The organism is Eggerthella sp. BIOML-A1, from assembly GCF_009875595.1.
Lineage (GTDB): Bacteria > Actinomycetota > Coriobacteriia > Coriobacteriales > Eggerthellaceae > Eggerthella > Eggerthella lenta.
The window spans coordinates 87,628-105,308 of sequence record NZ_WWRZ01000003.1 but is presented as its reverse complement, the minus strand read 5'-3'; the positions used below and the strand labels follow the sequence as shown (position 1 = coordinate 105,308).

The 17,681-nt window shown below is 65.6% G+C and carries 13 protein-coding genes; 7 read left to right on the top strand and 6 right to left on the bottom strand.

The window, feature by feature from the left end; genetic code table 11:
• The first annotated feature begins 5 nt into the window (after positions 1-5).
• The 3 genes from GT590_RS04025 to GT590_RS04015 all read left to right on the top strand — a co-directional run bounded on the left by GT590_RS04025 (position 6) and on the right by GT590_RS04015 (position 3,165).
• The gene (locus GT590_RS04025; protein WP_009608006.1) at positions 6-917 is read left to right on the top strand and encodes a 4Fe-4S binding protein; all 912 of its coding nucleotides are present in this window, start codon (positions 6-8) and stop codon (positions 915-917) included.
• 3 nt (positions 918-920) lie between these two features.
• Positions 921-2,117: a ferredoxin family protein gene (locus GT590_RS04020; RefSeq protein WP_009608087.1), complete on the top strand. Its 1,197-nt coding sequence runs from the start codon at positions 921-923 to the stop codon at positions 2,115-2,117.
• Between the two features lie 190 nt (positions 2,118-2,307).
• Positions 2,308-3,165, top strand: a complete 858-nt coding sequence (locus GT590_RS04015) for a hypothetical protein (protein ID WP_009607995.1) — start codon at positions 2,308-2,310, stop codon at positions 3,163-3,165.
• A gap of 345 nt (positions 3,166-3,510) precedes the next feature.
• On the opposite strand, the gene GT590_RS04010 is transcribed toward GT590_RS04015, so the two are convergent.
• Positions 3,511-4,005, bottom strand: a complete 495-nt coding sequence (locus GT590_RS04010; protein ID WP_227791421.1) for a hypothetical protein — start codon at positions 4,003-4,005, stop codon at positions 3,511-3,513.
• A 159-nt stretch (positions 4,006-4,164) separates the two neighbouring features.
• Here GT590_RS04010 and GT590_RS04005 point away from each other — a divergent pair, with 159 nt between their 5' ends.
• A complete protein-coding gene (locus GT590_RS04005) occupies positions 4,165-5,778 on the top strand; it encodes a helix-turn-helix transcriptional regulator (RefSeq protein ID WP_009608097.1) in 1,614 nt (537 codons plus the stop codon).
• Positions 5,779-5,917: 139 nt separating this feature from the next.
• Here the strand turns inward: GT590_RS04005 and GT590_RS04000 are convergent, their stop codons facing one another.
• On the bottom strand, positions 5,918-7,636 hold the full coding sequence (locus tag GT590_RS04000; protein ID WP_114538503.1) for an FAD-dependent oxidoreductase: 1,719 nt from the start codon (positions 7,634-7,636) through the stop codon (positions 5,918-5,920).
• Positions 7,637-7,870: 234 nt separating this feature from the next.
• Here GT590_RS04000 and GT590_RS03995 point away from each other — a divergent pair, with 234 nt between their 5' ends.
• The 3 genes from GT590_RS03995 (at position 7,871) to GT590_RS03985 (ending at position 13,133) form a co-directional block, all read left to right on the top strand.
• On the top strand, positions 7,871-9,202 hold the full coding sequence (locus GT590_RS03995; RefSeq protein WP_009306115.1) for a serine dehydratase subunit alpha family protein: 1,332 nt from the start codon (positions 7,871-7,873) through the stop codon (positions 9,200-9,202).
• A 532-nt stretch (positions 9,203-9,734) separates the two neighbouring features.
• Entirely contained in the window at positions 9,735-11,555 is a 1,821-nt protein-coding gene (locus GT590_RS03990; protein WP_114554783.1) for a flavocytochrome c, read from the top strand.
• A 171-nt stretch (positions 11,556-11,726) separates the two neighbouring features.
• Positions 11,727-13,133: a helix-turn-helix transcriptional regulator gene (locus GT590_RS03985; protein ID WP_227791422.1), complete on the top strand. Its 1,407-nt coding sequence runs from the start codon at positions 11,727-11,729 to the stop codon at positions 13,131-13,133.
• A 103-nt stretch (positions 13,134-13,236) separates the two neighbouring features.
• Here the strand turns inward: GT590_RS03985 and GT590_RS03980 are convergent, their stop codons facing one another.
• The 4 genes from GT590_RS03980 to GT590_RS03965 all read right to left on the bottom strand — a co-directional run bounded on the left by GT590_RS03980 (position 13,237) and on the right by GT590_RS03965 (position 17,679).
• Positions 13,237-15,075 (bottom strand): UvrD-helicase domain-containing protein, encoded by a 1,839-nt coding sequence (locus tag GT590_RS03980; protein WP_161170922.1) that lies wholly within the window; start codon positions 15,073-15,075, stop codon positions 13,237-13,239.
• Between the two features lie 218 nt (positions 15,076-15,293).
• Positions 15,294-16,292 (bottom strand): 4Fe-4S binding protein, encoded by a 999-nt coding sequence (locus tag GT590_RS03975; RefSeq protein ID WP_114554782.1) that lies wholly within the window; start codon positions 16,290-16,292, stop codon positions 15,294-15,296.
• 9 nt (positions 16,293-16,301) lie between these two features.
• Positions 16,302-16,943 carry a 4Fe-4S dicluster domain-containing protein gene (locus GT590_RS03970; protein ID WP_114554781.1) on the bottom strand — a complete coding sequence of 214 codons (642 nt, stop codon included), beginning with the start codon at positions 16,941-16,943 and terminating at the stop codon, positions 16,302-16,304.
• Positions 16,944-16,968: 25 nt separating this feature from the next.
• Positions 16,969-17,679 carry a molecular chaperone gene (locus GT590_RS03965; protein WP_114554780.1) on the bottom strand — a complete coding sequence of 237 codons (711 nt, stop codon included), beginning with the start codon at positions 17,677-17,679 and terminating at the stop codon, positions 16,969-16,971.
• Positions 17,680-17,681: the final 2 nt, after the last annotated feature.

Sequence of the window (17,681 nt, the reverse complement as noted above, 5' to 3'; positions counted from 1 at the left end):
TCAGGATGAAGAAGCTCAAAACCTATCGGCTGCGGTTCCTGATCATGCTGGCGCTGCTGGCCGTGGTGGCCGTGGGGTACTTCACGGCCGGCGGCATCGGCAACTTCTGCGGCATCGGCTTCGAGTCCATCACGCTGCTGTGCCCCCTAGGCGCGCTGCTGGCCATGATCGCCGAGCGCACAGCCATCCCGATGGCCGTGATCAGCGTTGCGGTCGTGCTGCTGGTGTGTATCGTGCTAGGCAAGGTGTTCTGCGCCTGGGCGTGCCCCGTGCACTTCCTGTCGCGAGGAAGGAAGAAGGGGGATAAGGGGGACAAGGAGGGTAAAGGGGGCAAGGTTGCTTCCCCTTGCTCCGCGTGCGCTTCCCCTTGCGGCAAAGCCAAGGGCATCAAGATCGACAGCCGTCACGGCATCCTCGCTGCGGCGTTGGGCTCCACGCTCGTCTTCGGCTTCCCGGTGTTCTGCCTCGTCTGCCCGATCGGCCTCACGTTCGCCACGGTGCTGCTGGTCATGCGCCTGTTCGCGTTCGGCGACGCCACGTGGACGGTCGTCGCCTTCCCGGCCATCATCGCGCTGGAGATCCTGCTGCTGCCGAAGTGGTGCCAGCGCTTCTGCCCGTTGGGCGCGTTGCTTTCGCTGTTCAGCGGGCTGAACCGGACGTTCCGCCCCCAGGTGGACGCCGAGAAGTGCCTGCGCGAGGGTCGCGGCAAGGCCTGCAACCTGTGCGAGCAGGCATGCCCCGAGGGCATCAACCTGCACGATGTCGCGGCGGGCGAGACCACGCTCAACGACTGCAGCAAGTGCCGCGCGTGCGCCGACGTGTGCCCCGAGCGCGCCATCACGTTCCCGTTGCTGCCGAAGAAGCAGGCGCAGGCGACGCCGCTGCCCGTCGACGACGAGATCCCGGAAAGGGGATAGGCCATGTCCCTGATCAACGGCCTGCTGGCCCTGTTGGGCGAGATCGAGAGCGATGCCATCGCCGTGCATGAGGAACGCTGCATCTCGGTTCGCAACCGCAACGCCGACTGCCTGCGCTGCGTGGAGGCATGCACGTCGGGCGCGCTGGCGTACCGCGCGGGCGAGCTGCTCGTAGAGCCCGAGCGCTGCATCGGATGCGGCACGTGCGCCACGGCGTGCCCCACCTGCGCCATCGAGCTGCGCAACCCGACGGATGCCGAGCTGACGGCGCAGCTCAAGCACTCCATCGTGGCGACGAAAGGCCATCCGGTCATCGTGTGCGAGCAGGCGCTCGAGGCGGCCAACGTCGCGGCCGACGATGCGTCGGCCGCGTGCGCGGTGCCGTGCCTGGGGCGCATGGACGAGTCGGCGCTCGTGGGGTTGGCGGCGTACCGCGCCTTCGACGCGACGCTGGCCTGCGGTTCGTGCGAGACGTGCCCACATGCTCCGGGCGGCGCGCTCGTGCGCGAGGTGGTGGAGGGCGCGCGCAACCTGCTTGAGGCGTTCGGATCCTCCATGCCCATCGACCTGGAGGAATGCGTGCCCGAGCGCGTGTTGGAGCCCGGCGGGTCGCACGGCCAGGCAGGCAGCGACGGGGTGGGGCGGCGCGACTTCTTCCGCTCGGCCAAGGACGCATCGACCCGCGCAGCTGGCGCGGCGGTGGCCGAGGAGTTGGGGATGGTCGAGGCCGAGCCCGTTCCTGCGGCGCATCGCAAAGTGGGCGCAGATGGGACGCTGTCGCAGTTCGTCCCCACGCGCCGCGTGCGGCTGTACAACTACCTGCAGCACGTGGGGCAACCGACGGCCGACGAGGTGGAGACGCGTGTCATCGGCGCCGTGTCCATCGATGCCCAGAAGTGCAGTTCGTGCCGCATGTGCGCGGTGTTCTGTCCCACGGGCGCCATCAAGAAGCTCGACGAGGGCGGCGTGTTCGGCATCGTGCACCGTCCGAGCGCCTGCATGCAGTGCCGCCTGTGCGAGCACATCTGTCCCGAGCAGGCCATCGCGGTGAGCGGGCGCGTGCCCATCAAGCAGTTCATGGGCAAGGAAGCCGTGTGCTTCGCTATGAAGCGTCCAACCTGGACCCCGAACAAGCCCTCATCGATGTACGATAAGCTGCACGCGACGCTCGGCGAACACTTGGAGATGTGCATGTTCTAGGGAAGTTCCGGCGGTTTGTCGGCCGCCGGAACTGCTCGACGCTGCGGAGCTCCCTGGCACCCGATCTCGCGGCGAGGCCGAGGACTCGCGTACCGAAGTACGCTTCGCCCTCGCCCTCCCCACGATCTCGGGCACCAGGGAGCCCCTCGCTGACGCTACGAACGACCGGTGATTTTGGAGGAACGAACGCATGATCAACTACACGCTGCCGGATTTCACGGTGGGGCTGGGGCTCAACCTGTTCTTCATCCGCTTGCTGGAGCAGCGCCCGGCGCTGTTCCAGGACGGCGTGCGCATCGACAGCGTGTACGGCTGCTTTCCCGCGTGCGACCTGAACGGCGGCCGCGCGTTCTTGCGCGAGCGAGCCACGCCTCGGCAGATGGAGGAGGCGTTCTCGCTCTTGGCCGAGCACGGCGTGAAGGCGCGTCTCACGCTGACGAACATGCTGGCCGACGAGGACGACCTGCACGACGAGTACCTGAACGCGATGCTCGCCATCGCCAGCCGCTACGGCGTCGAGGCCATCGTGTACGCCGACCTCGTGGGCGACTACGTGCGCGAGCGTTACGGCATGCGCTGCGTGCTGTCCACCACGCGCGCGCTGGCGGACGCGGCCGAGGTCAACCGTATGACGAAGCGCTACGACTACGTGGTGCTCGACTACAACCGCCACAAGGATCCGGCGTTTCTCGCGGCGCTCGAAGACCGCGACAAGGTGGAGGTCATGGTGAACGAGTTCTGCGCCTACCGGTGCCCGCATCGCGCGCAACACTACCTGCATAACAGCGAGGATCAGCGGTCGGGCACGATGCGCCCCTTCGAGTGCGTCGCGAAGCGCGCCGATTTCTTCGACCACGAGCCGGGCCACCCGGTGATCTTCACCGATCGGGAGGTGCGCGACCTGCACGACGAGTACGGCATCGGGTACTTCAAGATCGTCGGCCGCGGCGTGGCCTTCCAAACCGTGCTCGAGGCCTACGCGTACTACCTCGTGCGCCCCGAGTACCGTGAAGACGTCAAGCGCATGGTCATGCGCGCCGCGGGGTGATAGTCGGCGGGGAAGAGCTGCTGGTTTTGCATGGGGTCAGGCGTCTGTTGCACAAAAACCCGCGACGTGCGATCTGAACCGATGTTTTCTTGTCGCCCACTCTGATCGGTTTTGAAGAATCCCCAGGTCGTTGAATCGCCCTCGATTGCAGTGCGCGGTGCATTCGCGAGAGACGGCCGTTCAACGGCCTTCAAGTCTCGTACGTCGCCAATTTTTGTGCGCTGAAGGGCGAATCACGTGCAGATGCCGTTCGCCGAAACGCTTTCGCGCTTTAAGCGTGGGACTTAGGCAGTTGTTCGCTTCTTGTGGAAACGCATTCGCGTCCACGCAGGCAAATCCGCGGCATCAGCTTTCAATCGGTTCGAGATCCACTGCCTGGTCGTCGTCGAACGCGTCACCCGTGGCAACGGCGGTGACGCCTTCGCTCGCTTGCAGTTCGAAGGCGATTTCGGCACTCGCATGCGCCCCGACGGCTTTGAGGGCGTACTCTCCCCGGTCGAGCGTGAAGACGCGGCTTCCGCGAGCCGTTCCTTCGCAGACGGTATCAACGTTCTTCTCATCGACGAATACGATCTTGAAGTCGCCGTCCGATACGGTCGCATCGTAGTCGACGCGAAACTCCCCGCCTTCGTTGGGGACGGAGATCCGAAGCCATGTTTCCAGGCCGGTCAGTCCGCCGATCTTTCTGTCGAACAGGGAGCCGGTTCTGTTCGCAACTGTGTACGTGTCGAATCCTTGGGCGATGCGGGCATCGTCGCAGTAGATCGATTCCTGCATCAGATTGAGGGGTCCTGCGCAACCGGCCAGAACCAGACACGCCGCCGCGAACGCCGTCGCCATGCCGCGTTTCCTGGTCATACGGCACCTCCTTTGCCGGGATCTGCCACTGTCTGGCATTCTAGCAGCTCGAAACGCGTCGGGGGGGGGGGCACTTTTTGCCAAGCGGGGCTTCCTGTGGTACAAATGGCCGAATGGGATGACGGTGGAAGGGACGGGCGGATGACCGGGAAGACGACGAGCGCGCAGTGCGATCGCGAGCGGTCGCTCGTGGCGGCGGTCGAGCGGTTCGCGCCGCTGCGGCGCTTGGGCTGGGCGTTTCTGCTGGCCTGGGTGTTCTGCGTGTTCTACACCAACGCGGTGAGCGGCTACACGGGTGCGAAGGCCTCGACGTTGGCGGTTGGTGCGGGCTGGGATCTGTTCTTCACGGGGCTGCCGGTGTCCATGTCGGTGGTCATGCTCGTGCTCATCGTGGTGTTGGAGAAGCGGCTGGGCTCGCCCGCCCAGCATGCGGCGCTGTTCTGGATCGCGCCGCTGGCCACCGCGGTTTCCACGCCGCTGCTGTTCTGTGAGCTGCCCGATTTCGGCGCGACGGCTGCGCTGTTCGTGATAGGTGCGGTGCTCACGGGATTCGGCAGCGGCTTCATGTGGGTGATGTGGGGCGAGTACTACGCGAAGGTGACGCAGGAGGAAGTGGAGTTTCTCGCGCCGTCGTCGGCTGTGGCGGCCGCCGTTCTGGTGCTGGTGGTGTCGGCGATGCAGGGATGGATGGCGCTCGTGGTGGTGACGGCGTTTCCCCTGATGTCGGGCTTGTGCCTGCTGCTGTCGTGGCGGGATGCGCAAGGGCGCGACGCGACCGCCGAGTACCGGGGCGCCGCCGAGCAGCGCGCGTTCGCCGAGGCTCACGACAGCGCGCGGAAGGGGCTGCCGCGCGTGCTGAAGTCGATGGGGCGCGCCGGGTTCGGCATCCTCGCGGCGTGCCTGTTCGTGTGCGTGGAGGGGTCGTTCTGGTCGGGGTCGTCAGGGCAGGATGCGACGGCCGCCCAGGTGGCGCTCGTGGTGAGCATCGCGTTCATGCTGATGGTGGGTCTTTCGGCCACGGCGGGGCCGCGTCGGGTGTCGCTGTCGTTTCTGTACCGATGGATGTGCCCGACGCTCGTGGTGGGCTTCGCGGCGTTCATCGTGCTGGGGGAAACCGCGGGCGCGTACGTCGCCTACGTGGTGGCCATCGCCGCGCGCTTCGCGTTCTGCCTGATCACGCAGATGTATTTCGCGCGCTACGCTGTGCAGGGCGCGGCCACGCCCGTGCAGTCGTACGGTTTGGGATGGATCTTCGTGCACTTGGGCGATCTGCTGGGCGTGGTGACGCTCGTGCTGGTGGAGTCCGGCATGGCGGCCGGGGTGTTCTCGCTCGACCAGGTGGCGGTCGTGTCCATCGCGCTGCTGGTGGGCGCCACCATGTTCGTGCTCAGCGACGGCCGCGCGTTCGCGTTCGGCGCGCGCAACGAGGATGGCGTGCTGCACGATGCCGCTTCGAAGCGGTCGATGCCGGCGGGCGCGGATGCGGGCGGCGCGAACGCCGACGAAGCTGCATCCGCGCCCGCGCCTGCAGCCGATATCGACGAGCTGACCGCCCGCATCCTCGAGCTTGCCGAACGCGGCGGCCTCACCCCGCGCGAGACCGAGGTGTTCGACCTCCTGGCGCGCGGCCGATCGATACCGTACGTGCGCGACGCTCTCGTCATCTCGCGCGAGACGGCCGCCACCCACGCCAAGCACGTCTACGCCAAACTCGACGTGCACTCCCGCCAAGAGCTCATCGACCTCGTGCATTAGGCTCCGTATCGCCGCGTGTGCAATATTTTGCACACTCTTGCATGTGCAAGATTTTGCACATCGCCTGTTCAATTCTCAAGCTGAGAAAGGCCCCTATCGGGGCCTTTCTTGAGGGAGGGAGGGTTGGTTCGGGTTCTGCTTACGCCACGTCGAGGGCGTGCTTGGCGGCGATGCGGGCGAAGGTGGCGGTGCGGCCCGCGTTGATGCCCGTGAAGTTGCTGGGATAGTTGTGCGGGTAGAAGCCGCCCTGGTCGTTGCCGCAAACGTAGAGGCCCTCGATGACGCTGCCGTCCTTGCGCAGCGGCTGCGAGTCGGCGTTCGTGATCACGCCGTGGATGGTGACCAGCAGCTCGCCGGCGATGCGCGCGGCGTAGAACGGCGGCTCGTCGACGGCGCTCAGGCGGTAGGCAGGCTTGCCGAAGTCGACGTCCTCGCCTGCAGCGACCAGTTCGTTATAGCGTTCGATGGTGGCCTTGAACGTGGCGGTTTGGTCGGCGTCGAACTTCATCGCTTTCGCCAGCTCGTCGAGCGTGTCGCACTTCTTCAGCGCGCCGCTCTCGATGCGCGGCTCCAGCCAGAACGAGTCGAGGTGCTCCTTCGTGATGGCCTCGCAGTCGTACACGTCGGCGTTGAACGCGGTGCCCGACGGCGCGGGGAACAGGCGCGAGCAGCCGCAGGTGTCGAACCGCTCGATGTCTTCCCAGTAGCTGCCGTCCCAAACGATCCACGAGAAGTGGCCGGGCTGGTTCGCGCCGCCGGCGTAGCTCATGGGGTAGCACTGGTCCTCGTTCATGAAGCGCTCGCCGTTGGCGTTCACGTGGAGGAACGGCTGGCTGCCGGGAAGGAAGATGTCGCCGCCCTGGTAGGAGCCGTCGAACTCGGTGTCGTCGAACATGATGCCGCGGTTCCAGATCATGCAGGCGCCGCCCGCTTCCAGCTCGGCTCCCGCCCACAGCGCCATGCGGATGCCGTCGCCCTCCTCGGTGACGCTGTCGCGCAGCACGCACCAGTTGGAGTTGCCGGGGCACAGGTCCTGCAGCATCTCGTCGTTCGCGCCGTAGCCGCCCGTGCACACGATGACGCCGTTCTTCGCGTTGATCTGGATGACGCCCTTGTCCTTCGACTCCGCGATGACGCCGCACACCTTGCCCGACTCGTCCTGCACGAGCATCTTCGCGGGCGTCATGAACATGACTTCGCCGCCCAGCTCGCCCAGCACCTCGTTCATCACTTCAAGGTGGGCGTACGCGCCGTAGTTCGGGCCGTCGGGGTTGTACTCGCCCATGCAGGGGTTATAGCACATGGCCGGGTAGTAGGCGTGCGGGTCGTCGGGCTTGTGCCATTCGAACGGGAACAGCATGCCCTTGGGCTCAAGCGTCTCCTTCATCCATTCGATCATCTCGCCAGACTTCTCGGCCCAGGTTTTGTACAGCAGCATGTTGGCATCGCCCGCTTGGGTCTGGTTCGCATGGTTCAGCAGGGTGGGGACGTCTTCGACATGGTCGGGCTCCAGCGCGGAGTTGAGCGCGCCGATAGCCTCGCGTGCGGCGGCGATGTTGCCGCCCTTTTCCAGCACGATGACCTTCGCGCCGTGCTGCGCGGCCGTGGTGGCGGCCACGAGCCCGCCGTTGCCGGCGCCTACCACCACGAGGTCGGCTTCCAGCGTCTCGGCGATGTCGGCGGGCATCTCCGGCTTGTCGCGCCAACTACCCTGCGCGTCGGCGTCGGCCTTGCCGCTCTTTCCGCCTTCGGCCTGCGCTTGCGGCGCGCATCCGGCCAGCGCCCCGGCTGCGGCCAGCGCGCCCGTCGCGGTGATTCCCGCCAGGAAGTTGCGGCGGCTGATGGTTCGTTCTCCCATGATTCCCTCCTCGGTCGTTCGGTTTCAACGAGGTGCATGCTACGCGGGTCGCGGAGCCGCATCATCGCGCGGATCCGGGTATATTCGCCTGTGTCCAGGCAAAACGACGAAGATACCCGAAAACGGGGGAGGGCTGCCGAACGCGGTTTGCGAGGTCGGGCGGCGCGCGGCGCCATGCGCGAGGTGCTATCATGATGCGTTGCATGCGACGGGCAGGGCGAAAGGGAGTGCTTCATGGAGCGGACGGACGAGCGATACGGGCGGTACGTGGCCATACTCGAAGAGGAGCTCGTCGCCGCGATGGGATGCACCGAGCCCATCGCCATCGCGCTGGCGGCCGCGCGGGCGCGCGAACTGCTGGGCGCGGAACCTGCCCGCGTGGAGGTGGAGGCCAGCGGAAGCATCATCAAGAACGCGAAGAGCGTGGTGGTGCCCCATACCGGCGGCCTGAAGGGGATCGAGGCCGCTGCGGCTGCGGGCATCGTGGCGGGGCGCGCCGAGCGCAGCCTCGAAGTGATCGCCGAGGTTTCGCCCGAGGAGATTGCGGGTATCGCGGCCTATGTGGAGCGCGCGTCCATCGCGGTTGAGCGCGCCGCATCGGAGCTGGACTTCGACATCGTCGTGCGCGTGTTCTCGGACGCGGAGGCGCAGGCGGCGGACGCGGAGGCTGATGCCTGCGCCTCTCCCGCTCGCAGCGCGCTCGTGCGCATCGCCGACTTCCATACGAACATCGTGCGCGAGGAGCGCGACGGGGAGGTGCTGCGCGACGTGGCGGTGCCGTCCGAAGGCGGCTCGGCCGACGGGATGACCGATCGCGGCGTGCTGTCGATGGAGGGCATCTGGGACTTCGCCATGACCGTGGAGCTGGATGACGTGCGAGACCTGCTGGATCGCCAGATCGCCTGCAACGGCGCCATCGTCGACGAGGGGCTGGCGGGCGACTGGGGCGCGAACATCGGCAGCGTCATGCTGGGCGCCTACGGCGACGACGTGAAGGTACGCGCGTGCGCGTGCGCCGCGGCGGCGTCTGACGCGCGCATGAGCGGCTGCGAGCTGCCCGTGGTCATCAACTCCGGCAGCGGCAACCAGGGCATCACCGTGTCGGTGCCGCTCATCGTGTACGCGCGCCACCTGGGCTCTTCCGACGAGCAGCTCTACCGTGCGCTCGTGCTGTCGAACCTCGTGGCTATCCATCAGAAGACGGGCATCGGGCGGCTGTCGGCGTTCTGCGGCGCGGTGTGCGCGGGCGCGGCGGCGGGCGCGGGCATCGCGTATTTGGATGGCGGCGGCTACTGCGAGGCCTGTCATGCCGTGGTGAATGCGCTGTCCATCGTGGCCGGCATGGTGTGCGACGGCGCGAAGCCCTCGTGCGCCGGCAAGATCGCGTTCTCGGTGAACGCGGGCATCCTGGGCTACGTCATGTACCGTGACGGCCAGCAGTTCTACGGCGGCGACGGCATCGTGAAGAAGGGCGTCGAGAACACCATCGACAGCATCGCCCGCCTCGGCCGCGACGGCATGCGCGCCACCAACGACGAGATCATCAGGATCATGCTGGGAGCGTGAATCGCGGGACGAGCGAAGGGAGGTAATGAACTGTCAACCCCGTCCCTTCGTCTCGTCACAGGGAGTCAACGGGAATGAGTCAACGTCTCGTCTCGAACCGGCGAACTTCGCTCGAATTCTTCGAACGTGGGCGCGAATCGACAGCCATGACATTTTCTCTCTCGCCTGAAGCCGCATATCGTCGTAGGCTCGAAATGCGACCAGGCCTTTTGCGCGCGCTTCTAGCGAGAAGCGCATTTCGAGCACTTGAGAATTGTCATGGCTACCGTTTTGCGTCCACCCGGGACGAGGCCGGAGCGGCCGAAGCGAGGGGAAGAGGTGTCGACCCCGTCCGTCCCCTCGGCTCACCTCTGTTTTTCTTCGTATTCCCAGATCAGCGGCATCACCCCTGAGGTTTGATGCGCGTTTTCGGAAGATTGCGCTCGGTTCAAACCTCTGCGGCGATGCGGTGGGCGTCCTTCTCGATGTAGCATCGGCCTACCGAATCGGGATATTCGGGAGAAGCGAGCACCATCACAACAAGGAGGGCGTCATGTCGAATCTTTCACGTAGAAATTTCATTACCGGTGGAGCTATTGCTGCTTTGGGCGGGACGCTGGCGATAGCAGGTTGCGCCCCGAAAGGCGAAAGCTCGTCGACGGTCGCAGGCGCTGCGGGGGAGGGCGCGCAGGCATGGACCGGCACGGCCAACGGCAAGGGCGGCGAGCTTACTGTCGAGGTCATCACCGAGGGCGATTCCATCGCCCGCATCAACCTGTTGAAGTCGCGCGAGTCCTACGGCGTGGGCACCGCCGGCATCGACGTGCTTTCCGATCTCATCGTGAAGAACCAGACGCTCAACGTGGATATGGTGACGGGCGCCACGGTTTCGTCTATGGCCTTTCTCGCGGCTGTCTCCGATGCCGTCGACGCCTCGGGCATGAAATCGAGCGAATGGAAGAAACGCGAAAAGGCCGTGCCGCAGGCTCCCGAGGGCCTGACGACCGATGTGGATGTCGTCGTAGTGGGTGCCGGAGGCGCGGGCTACGCGGCCGCGCTGACCGCGGCCGAGGCCGGCAAGAACGTCGTGCTGTTGGAGAAACTGGGCATCGTCGGCGGCGATACCATCCTGTCCGGCGGCGCCATGGCCGTGCCGAACAACTGGTTCCAGAAGCGGGACGGCATCGAGGACAGCGTGGAGAAGATGGCCGAGGACATGATCGTCGGCGGCGATCACGTGGGCGACCCCGACCTGGTCAACGTCATCTGCGAAGGCGCGTACGGCGCCATGGAGTGGCTCATCTTCAACGGAGGCGTGGCATGGCAGCCCTACGAGCGCTTCTTCGGCGGCCACTCGGTCATCCGCTCGCTCATCCCCGAAGGCAACGAGGGAAGCGGCATCATCTGCAAGCTGGACAAGCGCGCCGAGGGTCTCAAGAACCTCAAGGTGTGCCGCAACACGAAGGCCGACGAGCTGGTGCAGGACGCCTCGGGCGCGGTCGTGGGACTGAAGGCCACGAACACGGCCACGGGCGAAACCTACGACTTCAAGGCGAAGGCCGTCATCCTCGCGGCCGGCGGCTTCGGCTCCAACGTCGAGATGCGCATGAGGTACAACCCCGAGATGGACGAGAAGATACTCTCCACCGACTCGGTGGGCGCGACGGGCGACTGCCACGTCATGGCCGAGAAGATCGGTGCGAACCTCATCGACATGCAGTACATCCAGACGTATCCCACCTGCGACACGCAGACGGGCGCCCTCTTGTACGTGGGCAACATGCGCCTGGAGAATCGAGCCATCTGCATCAACAAGGAAGGCGACCGCTTCGTCGAGGAGATGGAGCGCCGCGACGTCATCTCCAACGCCATCAAGGAGCAGACGGACGGCATCGGCTACATGATCTTCAACCAGGACGGCCTCGACCACACCGACATCGCCACGGTGAACGCGGCCGAGATGGACGGCTTGTTCGGGCGCGGCCAGCTGGCGAAGGGCGAAACCATTGCCGAGGTGTGTGAACCTTTCGGCATCGATGCCGCTGAGCTGCAAAAGACCGTGGAGAAGTGGAACGGCTACTGTAAGGACGGCGCCGACCCCGACTTCAACTACCGCGCGGCGCTCAATCCTATCGAGGGCGGCCCTTACTACATCTTGGCGTACAAGCCGTCGGTGCACTACACCATGGGCGGCCTGCACATCAATACCGACGCGCAGGTGCTCGATAGCGACGGCGCGCCCATCCCCGGCCTGTTCGCGGCCGGCGAGCAGGCCGGCCATAAGATGGGTACGAACCGCCTGGGCTCTTGCTCCATCACCGACGTGTTCGTGTTCGGCCGCGTGGCCGGTGCGAACGCGGCGGCGCTCGCATAACGCTCGCCAGCCTTGACGTTCCTCCCTCTCCCAGAACCCGTTCGACGGCTTTGCGCTTCGGACGGGTTCGCCTTGTGCGAACGCGTTCCATCGGCTAGTATGTGCCGCATGCGCAGCAACGCTTCCATAGCGGACGATACGACGAAAAAGACCTCCCGGTCAGGCGGTGCCGTGCCGTTCCCCAAACCCAATCGCGCGATGCTGTTCGACAGCGCGGGGCTGGCTTGCTACATCGCTTGGAGCTTCGTGTTCTGGAACGGATCGGTGCTGTTCGGCGACCTGCGCCATGAGGCGCCCGTGGGCGAGGCGCAAATTGTGCAGGCGGCGCTGACGGCCTTGGCCGCGCTCGTGCTCGTGCTGCTAGCGCGCAGGACGGCTCCTCTTAGGCGACGCACCGTGCTGTTGGCGGTGTTCGCCGCCGTGTCGAGCCTGGCCATCGTAGTTGCCGCGCTTGCCGGTTTCGGGCGGGCGCCGATGGGCTGGATGCTGATCGCCTTCGCGCTGAGCGGCTTGGGAAGCACGCTGCGTCTCGGATGGGAAGAGCGCATGAGCGTGCAGGGCGTGGAGCGCACCGCCGTGTGCGCAGGGACGGCGTACTTGCTCGGATTCCTCTTGTTCGCCCTGATCTCGCTGCTGCCCGCCCTGTCGGTGCTCGCGGTCTCCGTGCTGCTGCCGTTCGGCGCGTTCGGGCTGCTCGCAATCGCGGTGCGGGGCGAACGGGAACGGGGCGCATCAGAGGTGCGGATGCTGCCCGCTTCTCTGGACGGCGACAGTCTGCGCGTATCGTTGTCGCGCGTTCCTTGGAAGCCGATGGCGGCTATTTCGCTCGCGTTCTTCGGCTACGGGGCGACGCGGGCGAACGGCGTGATCGGCGGTTTCGAGGTGTCTTCCGAGTTCCACGGCGCGCTGGCCGGCGTGCCTGCGCTTGCGTCGTTCGTCGCTATCCTGTTGGCGTACCTTTTTTATCGCAAGAACGCCATGTTGGCTTTCTACCTGGCGTTTCCTTTGATGGCTATGGCTTCGCTGCTCCCGGCATCGCTTGATCCTTTCGGGGGCGGCACTACGTTCAGCGTGGCGCTGGTGGGGGCGGAATTGGTTAAGTACCTGGTATGGTTCCTGCTCATCGACTCCTTCTTCAAGGACGGCCTGTCGGCGCTGCTGTGCCTGGCGCTTATGCGATTCGCCCAATGGGGCGGCAGCTGTCTGGGCCAGATCGTGACCGATGTGCTGCCCACGTCCGAATCGGTGGCCATCGCCATCTTGCTGTCGCTTATGGCGGCATTGCTGGTCATCATGGGATCGCCTCTGTCGCTCAAATCGCCTGCCGTCGTCGAAGAGGACGCGGTCGATGCCCTCGCCCTCCGCGTAAAGCGCGTGGCCGTGCAATGCGGCTTATCGCCGCGCGAGCAGGAGGTGTTGGCCATCTGGGCAACCGGCCACACGGGCGCCTACATCGAGAAACAGCTGTTCATCTCCAAGAACACCGTGAAGACCCACCTCAACCACATCTATGCGAAAACGAAGACCGCTAACCGGGAGGAGCTGTTGGAGCTGCTGGAGAGTGTGGATGCCGGATAGCTCGCCCCGACCGATCCTCGCTCGAAAAACACGCCTCGTTCGCTGAGGCGTGTTTTTCGAGATCGTCAAATCGGCGGGTCTGCGAAAGCCACCCCGGTTGCGGCTACTCCTGCGCTGCGATTTGCTCCAGGAATAGGCTGGGCTCTATGGTGCAGGTGCGGATACCGTTCTTGAGGCGGATGCGACTGATCTTGAGCTTCAGCTTGCCGGCGCTTTCGAGGTCGGTGGACGTGAAGTACGACAGCGCCACCGCGCGGCCGGCCTTTCCTGTGAGCGCGCGCACGCGTCGTTCGTCGACGGCGCGCATCTTCTCCTGGCGCTCGGGCGGGGTCACCGTGGCGTCGAAATAGTCGCGGGAGGGGACGAAACCGTTCACGAAGCCGGCGACGACCAGCAGGCTGGGCGAGAAGCCGCAGGTGAGGTCGTAGGGGACGACGGCTACCGCGTCGGCAACCTCCAGCGTGGGCGCCAGCAGGCGCTCGGCCATGCGCCGCGCCATCGCCGCAGCATCGGCATCGTAAAGGCTTTCCGGGTTTTCATCGGCTGCGTTGCCGTGCTCGAGGCAGAGCTCGCGCAGAACGGCGGGCGCTTGGGATTCCGCTCCGTCGGTGACGATGCGCGTCAGCTCGTCCAGCAGTGTCGTGCCCCGCAATCCTCGTACCTGCTCGATGAGCGCGCGACCGTCCTTGTAGGCGGTCGCCACGCGTTGCGCGCCCACTACGTGCTCGCAATCGTTTTCGCTTAGCATCTCCAAAGCGTCTACGAGGCCGATACTGCGCTCCTTCGCGCAAGTCCGCAGGCTGGCGAAAGCCGCGCTGTTCACCAGGTAGTCGCCGAATCCGCACCAGCACCGCCAAGCCGCGGTGTCGTCTGGGTTCGCCACGAGGTTGAGGGCCGTGGCGATGCGCGCAGGCGTGCAGCGGGCGTTGTCCCGCACGTCGCCGCGCAGGGGCTGCGAGATGGCGAGCGCTTCAGCTGGCACGCCTCGTGCGTGCAAAGCGGCTGCGATGTTGCGCGACCACACGCTGTTCGGTACGGCCACGACGATCTGCCGCGCGGGCGTTCCTGCGGCGACGGCTTCGGCCACCGTGCGCGCCACCTGTTCGAACTCGGCTTCGGGCGTGTCGCTTGCCAGAGCAACCTGTTCGACGGCATCGGGCGCGTCGGCGTCCAGGTGCTCGCAAGCAGCATCGGGATGCGTTGCGAGGAATTCGTCGATTCCGGCGGCGTAGGGGTACGAATCGTATGTCTCGATGCAGGTTTCCGCGTCGCCCGCCACGGTGATCGAGCAGGTTGCGACGAGATTCGCCAGCGTCTGCGAGGCATGGCTTGCGCAGGCGTAGTCGTCCATCAGCACGTGCGCGTAGGAATGCGCCGCCCGCGCTTCGTCGTGTTCTCGGAGGTAGCGCGCAGCAAGGTTCGCCGCTTCGGGTTCTACGACGGCGCGCATGAAGGCCAGGCTCTCTTTCAACAGCGTATGGACATCGGTCTCCTCGCCCGGTAGCAGCCAATCGGGATCGTCGTCCGCCAGCTCGGTCCACGAGCGGTAGAAGAACTTGAGCATCTCGCGCAGCCGCTTCGGCCGCAGCCCGCTCACCTTCATGTCTTCCATGAGGAACGTCTCTTCGAAGGCGGTCAGCAGTCGCGGCTCGCGCCCCGACCAGCGGCGCGCGCCGTCGTCGGCCAGCACGTCGAGCGCTAGGGCACGTGCGGTGGTGACGGTTGCGCCGGCGGCGCGCTCGGCGCCGACACAGGCTGCCAACCGCTCCGAGAACAGGCGTGCGGCCTGGGGCGTCGCGCACAGCACGAGCACGTTGCCCGCGGCGGCGTTTTCGGCCAGCAGCGCGGCAGCGCGCTCGACGAGACGTTGCGTTTTGCCGGTGCCGACGCCTCCGGTGACGAGCAGGGCCTCGGTCGATTCGCTTGTCGTTTCGTATGCCATGGGTTTTCGTCCTCCCACGTCGTGGTTGTCAGATGAAGGCCGGAAGCGGCATCCCTCTTTTCGCAGGGAGGGGGAGCGGGGATGTCGCTCCCGGGCAAAAGGCGGCTTGTCCCCCAAAGCCCTTGCCAAGCCGCCTTTTGCCCGGGGTCGGGCTCAGCCCGATTCCGGATGCGCGATCCGACCGCTGCAGCTGCGAATCGGGTCGCGCAGGAGGGGGCTTACGGAACGGGTTGCGTATCCTCCGCGTCGACCTCTGCAACGTTCGTTGGTACGGCGACAGGTTCTGTGGTAGACGGCGTTCGCCGCGGCAGCAGCGGCATGGTGATCGCGTTCGCGGGGCATGCGTCCACGCAGGCGCGGCACTTGGTGCACTCGCTCCATGCGGCCCGTGACAGCTGAGGATGACGCGGGTCGATGCCCTCCTCGCAGACGCGTCCGCATGCGCCGCACGCGCCGCCCTTCGCCGTTTCCAGGCACTTCGCATCGTCGATCGTGGGCACGAAGGTCTTGTTCGCCTTCGCGATCAGGCTCATGAACGCCGAAAGCGGGCACAGCTTATGGCACCACTTCTTGAACAGCAGCACCTCGGCGATAAGCAGCGCGGGCACCACGATGAGCGACCAGGTGACATCGCCGTGTGAGAACAGGTTGATGACCAGCAGGATGGTGGCGAACGTGAGTCCGATGGGGCAGACGAGGCAGAACACCGGGAATCCGAAGACGAAGGTGGACGCCAGCGCGCCGCCCAGCACGAAGTGGCGAGCATCGAGCGCGGCTCCGCGCTTGGAGGCGCAGGACGCGCATCCGCCGCCATCCTTCGACCCCTTCGAGCATGAAACGCCCAGCGCGTCGATCTCGACTTTCGTGAGCGGCGCCGCGGCAGGATCGGCAGCGTCGCCGCGTTCGACGGGTTGCTTCTTTGCGAACAAGCCGCGCAACTTCTGCACGAGCGGCACAGGGCACATCCACCCGCAGAACGCACGCGCAAACACGACGATGAGCAGCACCATCACGACCAGCGAGACCACGGCGCGCGGCACCATCATCTTGGAGGCGAGCATCGTTCCCAAGGCGCCCAGCGGGCATAGGATGGAGATATCCCAGATGCCCGGCGCCGACATGGTGCCGATCCCGACGTTCGTGACGAAGCCGACGGTGACGACGGCCACGATGGCCAGTGCGACGAGGGTGCGCAGCTTCTTGGAGTTCTTCTTCATGAGGACACCTTATCCTTCGACTTCTTCAAGCGGGTGAACGACGATAGCGCGCGCCGTGGCCCCTTCGGAGATGGAGCCGTTTTGCAGCGATACGCACACGCTCTCGCATGCGCCGCATCCGTTGCATTTGTCCTCGATTACGACGGGGCGGTTGTTCTCGTCAAGCTCCATGGCCTCGTAGGGGCAGGCATCGTAGCAGAACCGGCATCCGATCAGCTTATATGCCAGGCACCAGTCGGTGTTGATGACCGCCTTGCCGATGATGGTGTTCTCGGCTGTGGCCCCGTCGGGCAGCTTGAGCGCTTCGGTGGGGCAGGCGCTGACGCACAGCGGGGTGCCGCCGTGCTCGTCGGCGCACCAGTCGCACCAGTTGGCAGAGAAGTCGAACGTTGGCGTGCGCATGTTCAGCACGCCGTCTTCGAGGTGGGCGGGCGCGATGACGTTGCGCGGGCAGATCTCGTAGCACTTCTCGCAACGGATGCAGGCGGAGACGAGGCGCTCTTCGTCCTGTCCTCCCGGCGGGCGTACGATGGGCTGCGATCCTACGTACTTCAACCCGCCCAGGCCCAGCATGACCGCTGCGCCGCCTGCGCCCAAGCACAGCGTACGTCGCGTCATGCCGGCGTAGGTTTTATCCTGCTTGTTGTCCATTGCTCCTTCTTTCGGTCCCGCGCGGTTAGTCTTCGGCCAGCACGTCGTCAAGGAACGTCTGATCGGTTTGGAGGAATCCGTCCGTCAAGTACGCCAAGCCCCGGTAGAGGTCGGTTTGCGCGAAGCGCTTCATGTCGGAGGTCATCATGGGGGCCCATGCAGCCAGATGGTCTTCGAGGAAGTTCTTCTGCGTGGTCAGCAGCGCGACGGCCTCGTCTTCGTCGCCTTTGCGCAGCGCTTCGACCGTGCGCGTGGCCATGATCTGCTCGAACTCCAGCTCGAGTGCAATGTGATCCTCGCCCTCTTTCCATGTGTCCTGCTTGTCGAGGCCTGCGCTGCGGTAGATGGCCAGCACCTCGTCGCGTGCTTCCTGCATGAGCAGGCGCTTCTCGGAGGTGTACACCGATTCGAACGGGTAGGCGGCCGAGAACGCGTCGATGCCGTGTCCGATGAACACGCGCACGTAGTCGATGGCGAGGTCGGTGACGCTGTTGTCCCAGGTGTTGCTCAGGTACGTGGCCAGCAGGCGGTAGCCCTCGTCCACGTTCTCGTTGCCCGTCTTGGCGGGGAAGCGCATGCTGCGCAGCTCGTCGAGAAGGGGCTGGTCCACCTCCACGCGGTACAGGCGCGACAGCAGGCCGTACGTGGCGGCGCGCTGCTCGTTCAGTTTGATGAGCTCCTGCATGGTCGCTTCGTCGACGAGGGCTTCGGTTGCGGGTGCGGTTGCTTCGGTCATGG

Bases quoted from the DNA above. Each gene is read 5' to 3' on its own strand.
- GT590_RS04025 (WP_009608006.1), top strand. From the start codon at position 6: ATGAAGAAGCTCAAAACCTATCGGCTGCGGTTCCTGATCATGCTGGCG.
- GT590_RS04020 (WP_009608087.1), top strand. From the start codon at position 921: ATGTCCCTGATCAACGGCCTGCTGGCCCTGTTGGGCGAGATCGAGAGC.
- GT590_RS04015 (WP_009607995.1), top strand. From the start codon at position 2,308: ATGATCAACTACACGCTGCCGGATTTCACGGTGGGGCTGGGGCTCAAC.
- GT590_RS04010 (WP_227791421.1), bottom strand. From the start codon at position 4,005: ATGGCGACGGCGTTCGCGGCGGCGTGTCTGGTTCTGGCCGGTTGCGCA.
- GT590_RS04005 (WP_009608097.1), top strand. From the start codon at position 4,165: ATGACCGGGAAGACGACGAGCGCGCAGTGCGATCGCGAGCGGTCGCTC.
- GT590_RS04000 (WP_114538503.1), bottom strand. From the start codon at position 7,636: ATGGGAGAACGAACCATCAGCCGCCGCAACTTCCTGGCGGGAATCACC.
- GT590_RS03995 (WP_009306115.1), top strand. From the start codon at position 7,871: ATGGAGCGGACGGACGAGCGATACGGGCGGTACGTGGCCATACTCGAA.
- GT590_RS03990 (WP_114554783.1), top strand. From the start codon at position 9,735: ATGTCGAATCTTTCACGTAGAAATTTCATTACCGGTGGAGCTATTGCT.
- GT590_RS03980 (WP_161170922.1), bottom strand. From the start codon at position 15,075: ATGGCATACGAAACGACAAGCGAATCGACCGAGGCCCTGCTCGTCACC.
- GT590_RS03975 (WP_114554782.1), bottom strand. From the start codon at position 16,292: ATGAAGAAGAACTCCAAGAAGCTGCGCACCCTCGTCGCACTGGCCATC.
- GT590_RS03970 (WP_114554781.1), bottom strand. From the start codon at position 16,943: ATGGACAACAAGCAGGATAAAACCTACGCCGGCATGACGCGACGTACG.
- GT590_RS03965 (WP_114554780.1), bottom strand. From the start codon at position 17,679: ATGACCGAAGCAACCGCACCCGCAACCGAAGCCCTCGTCGACGAAGCG.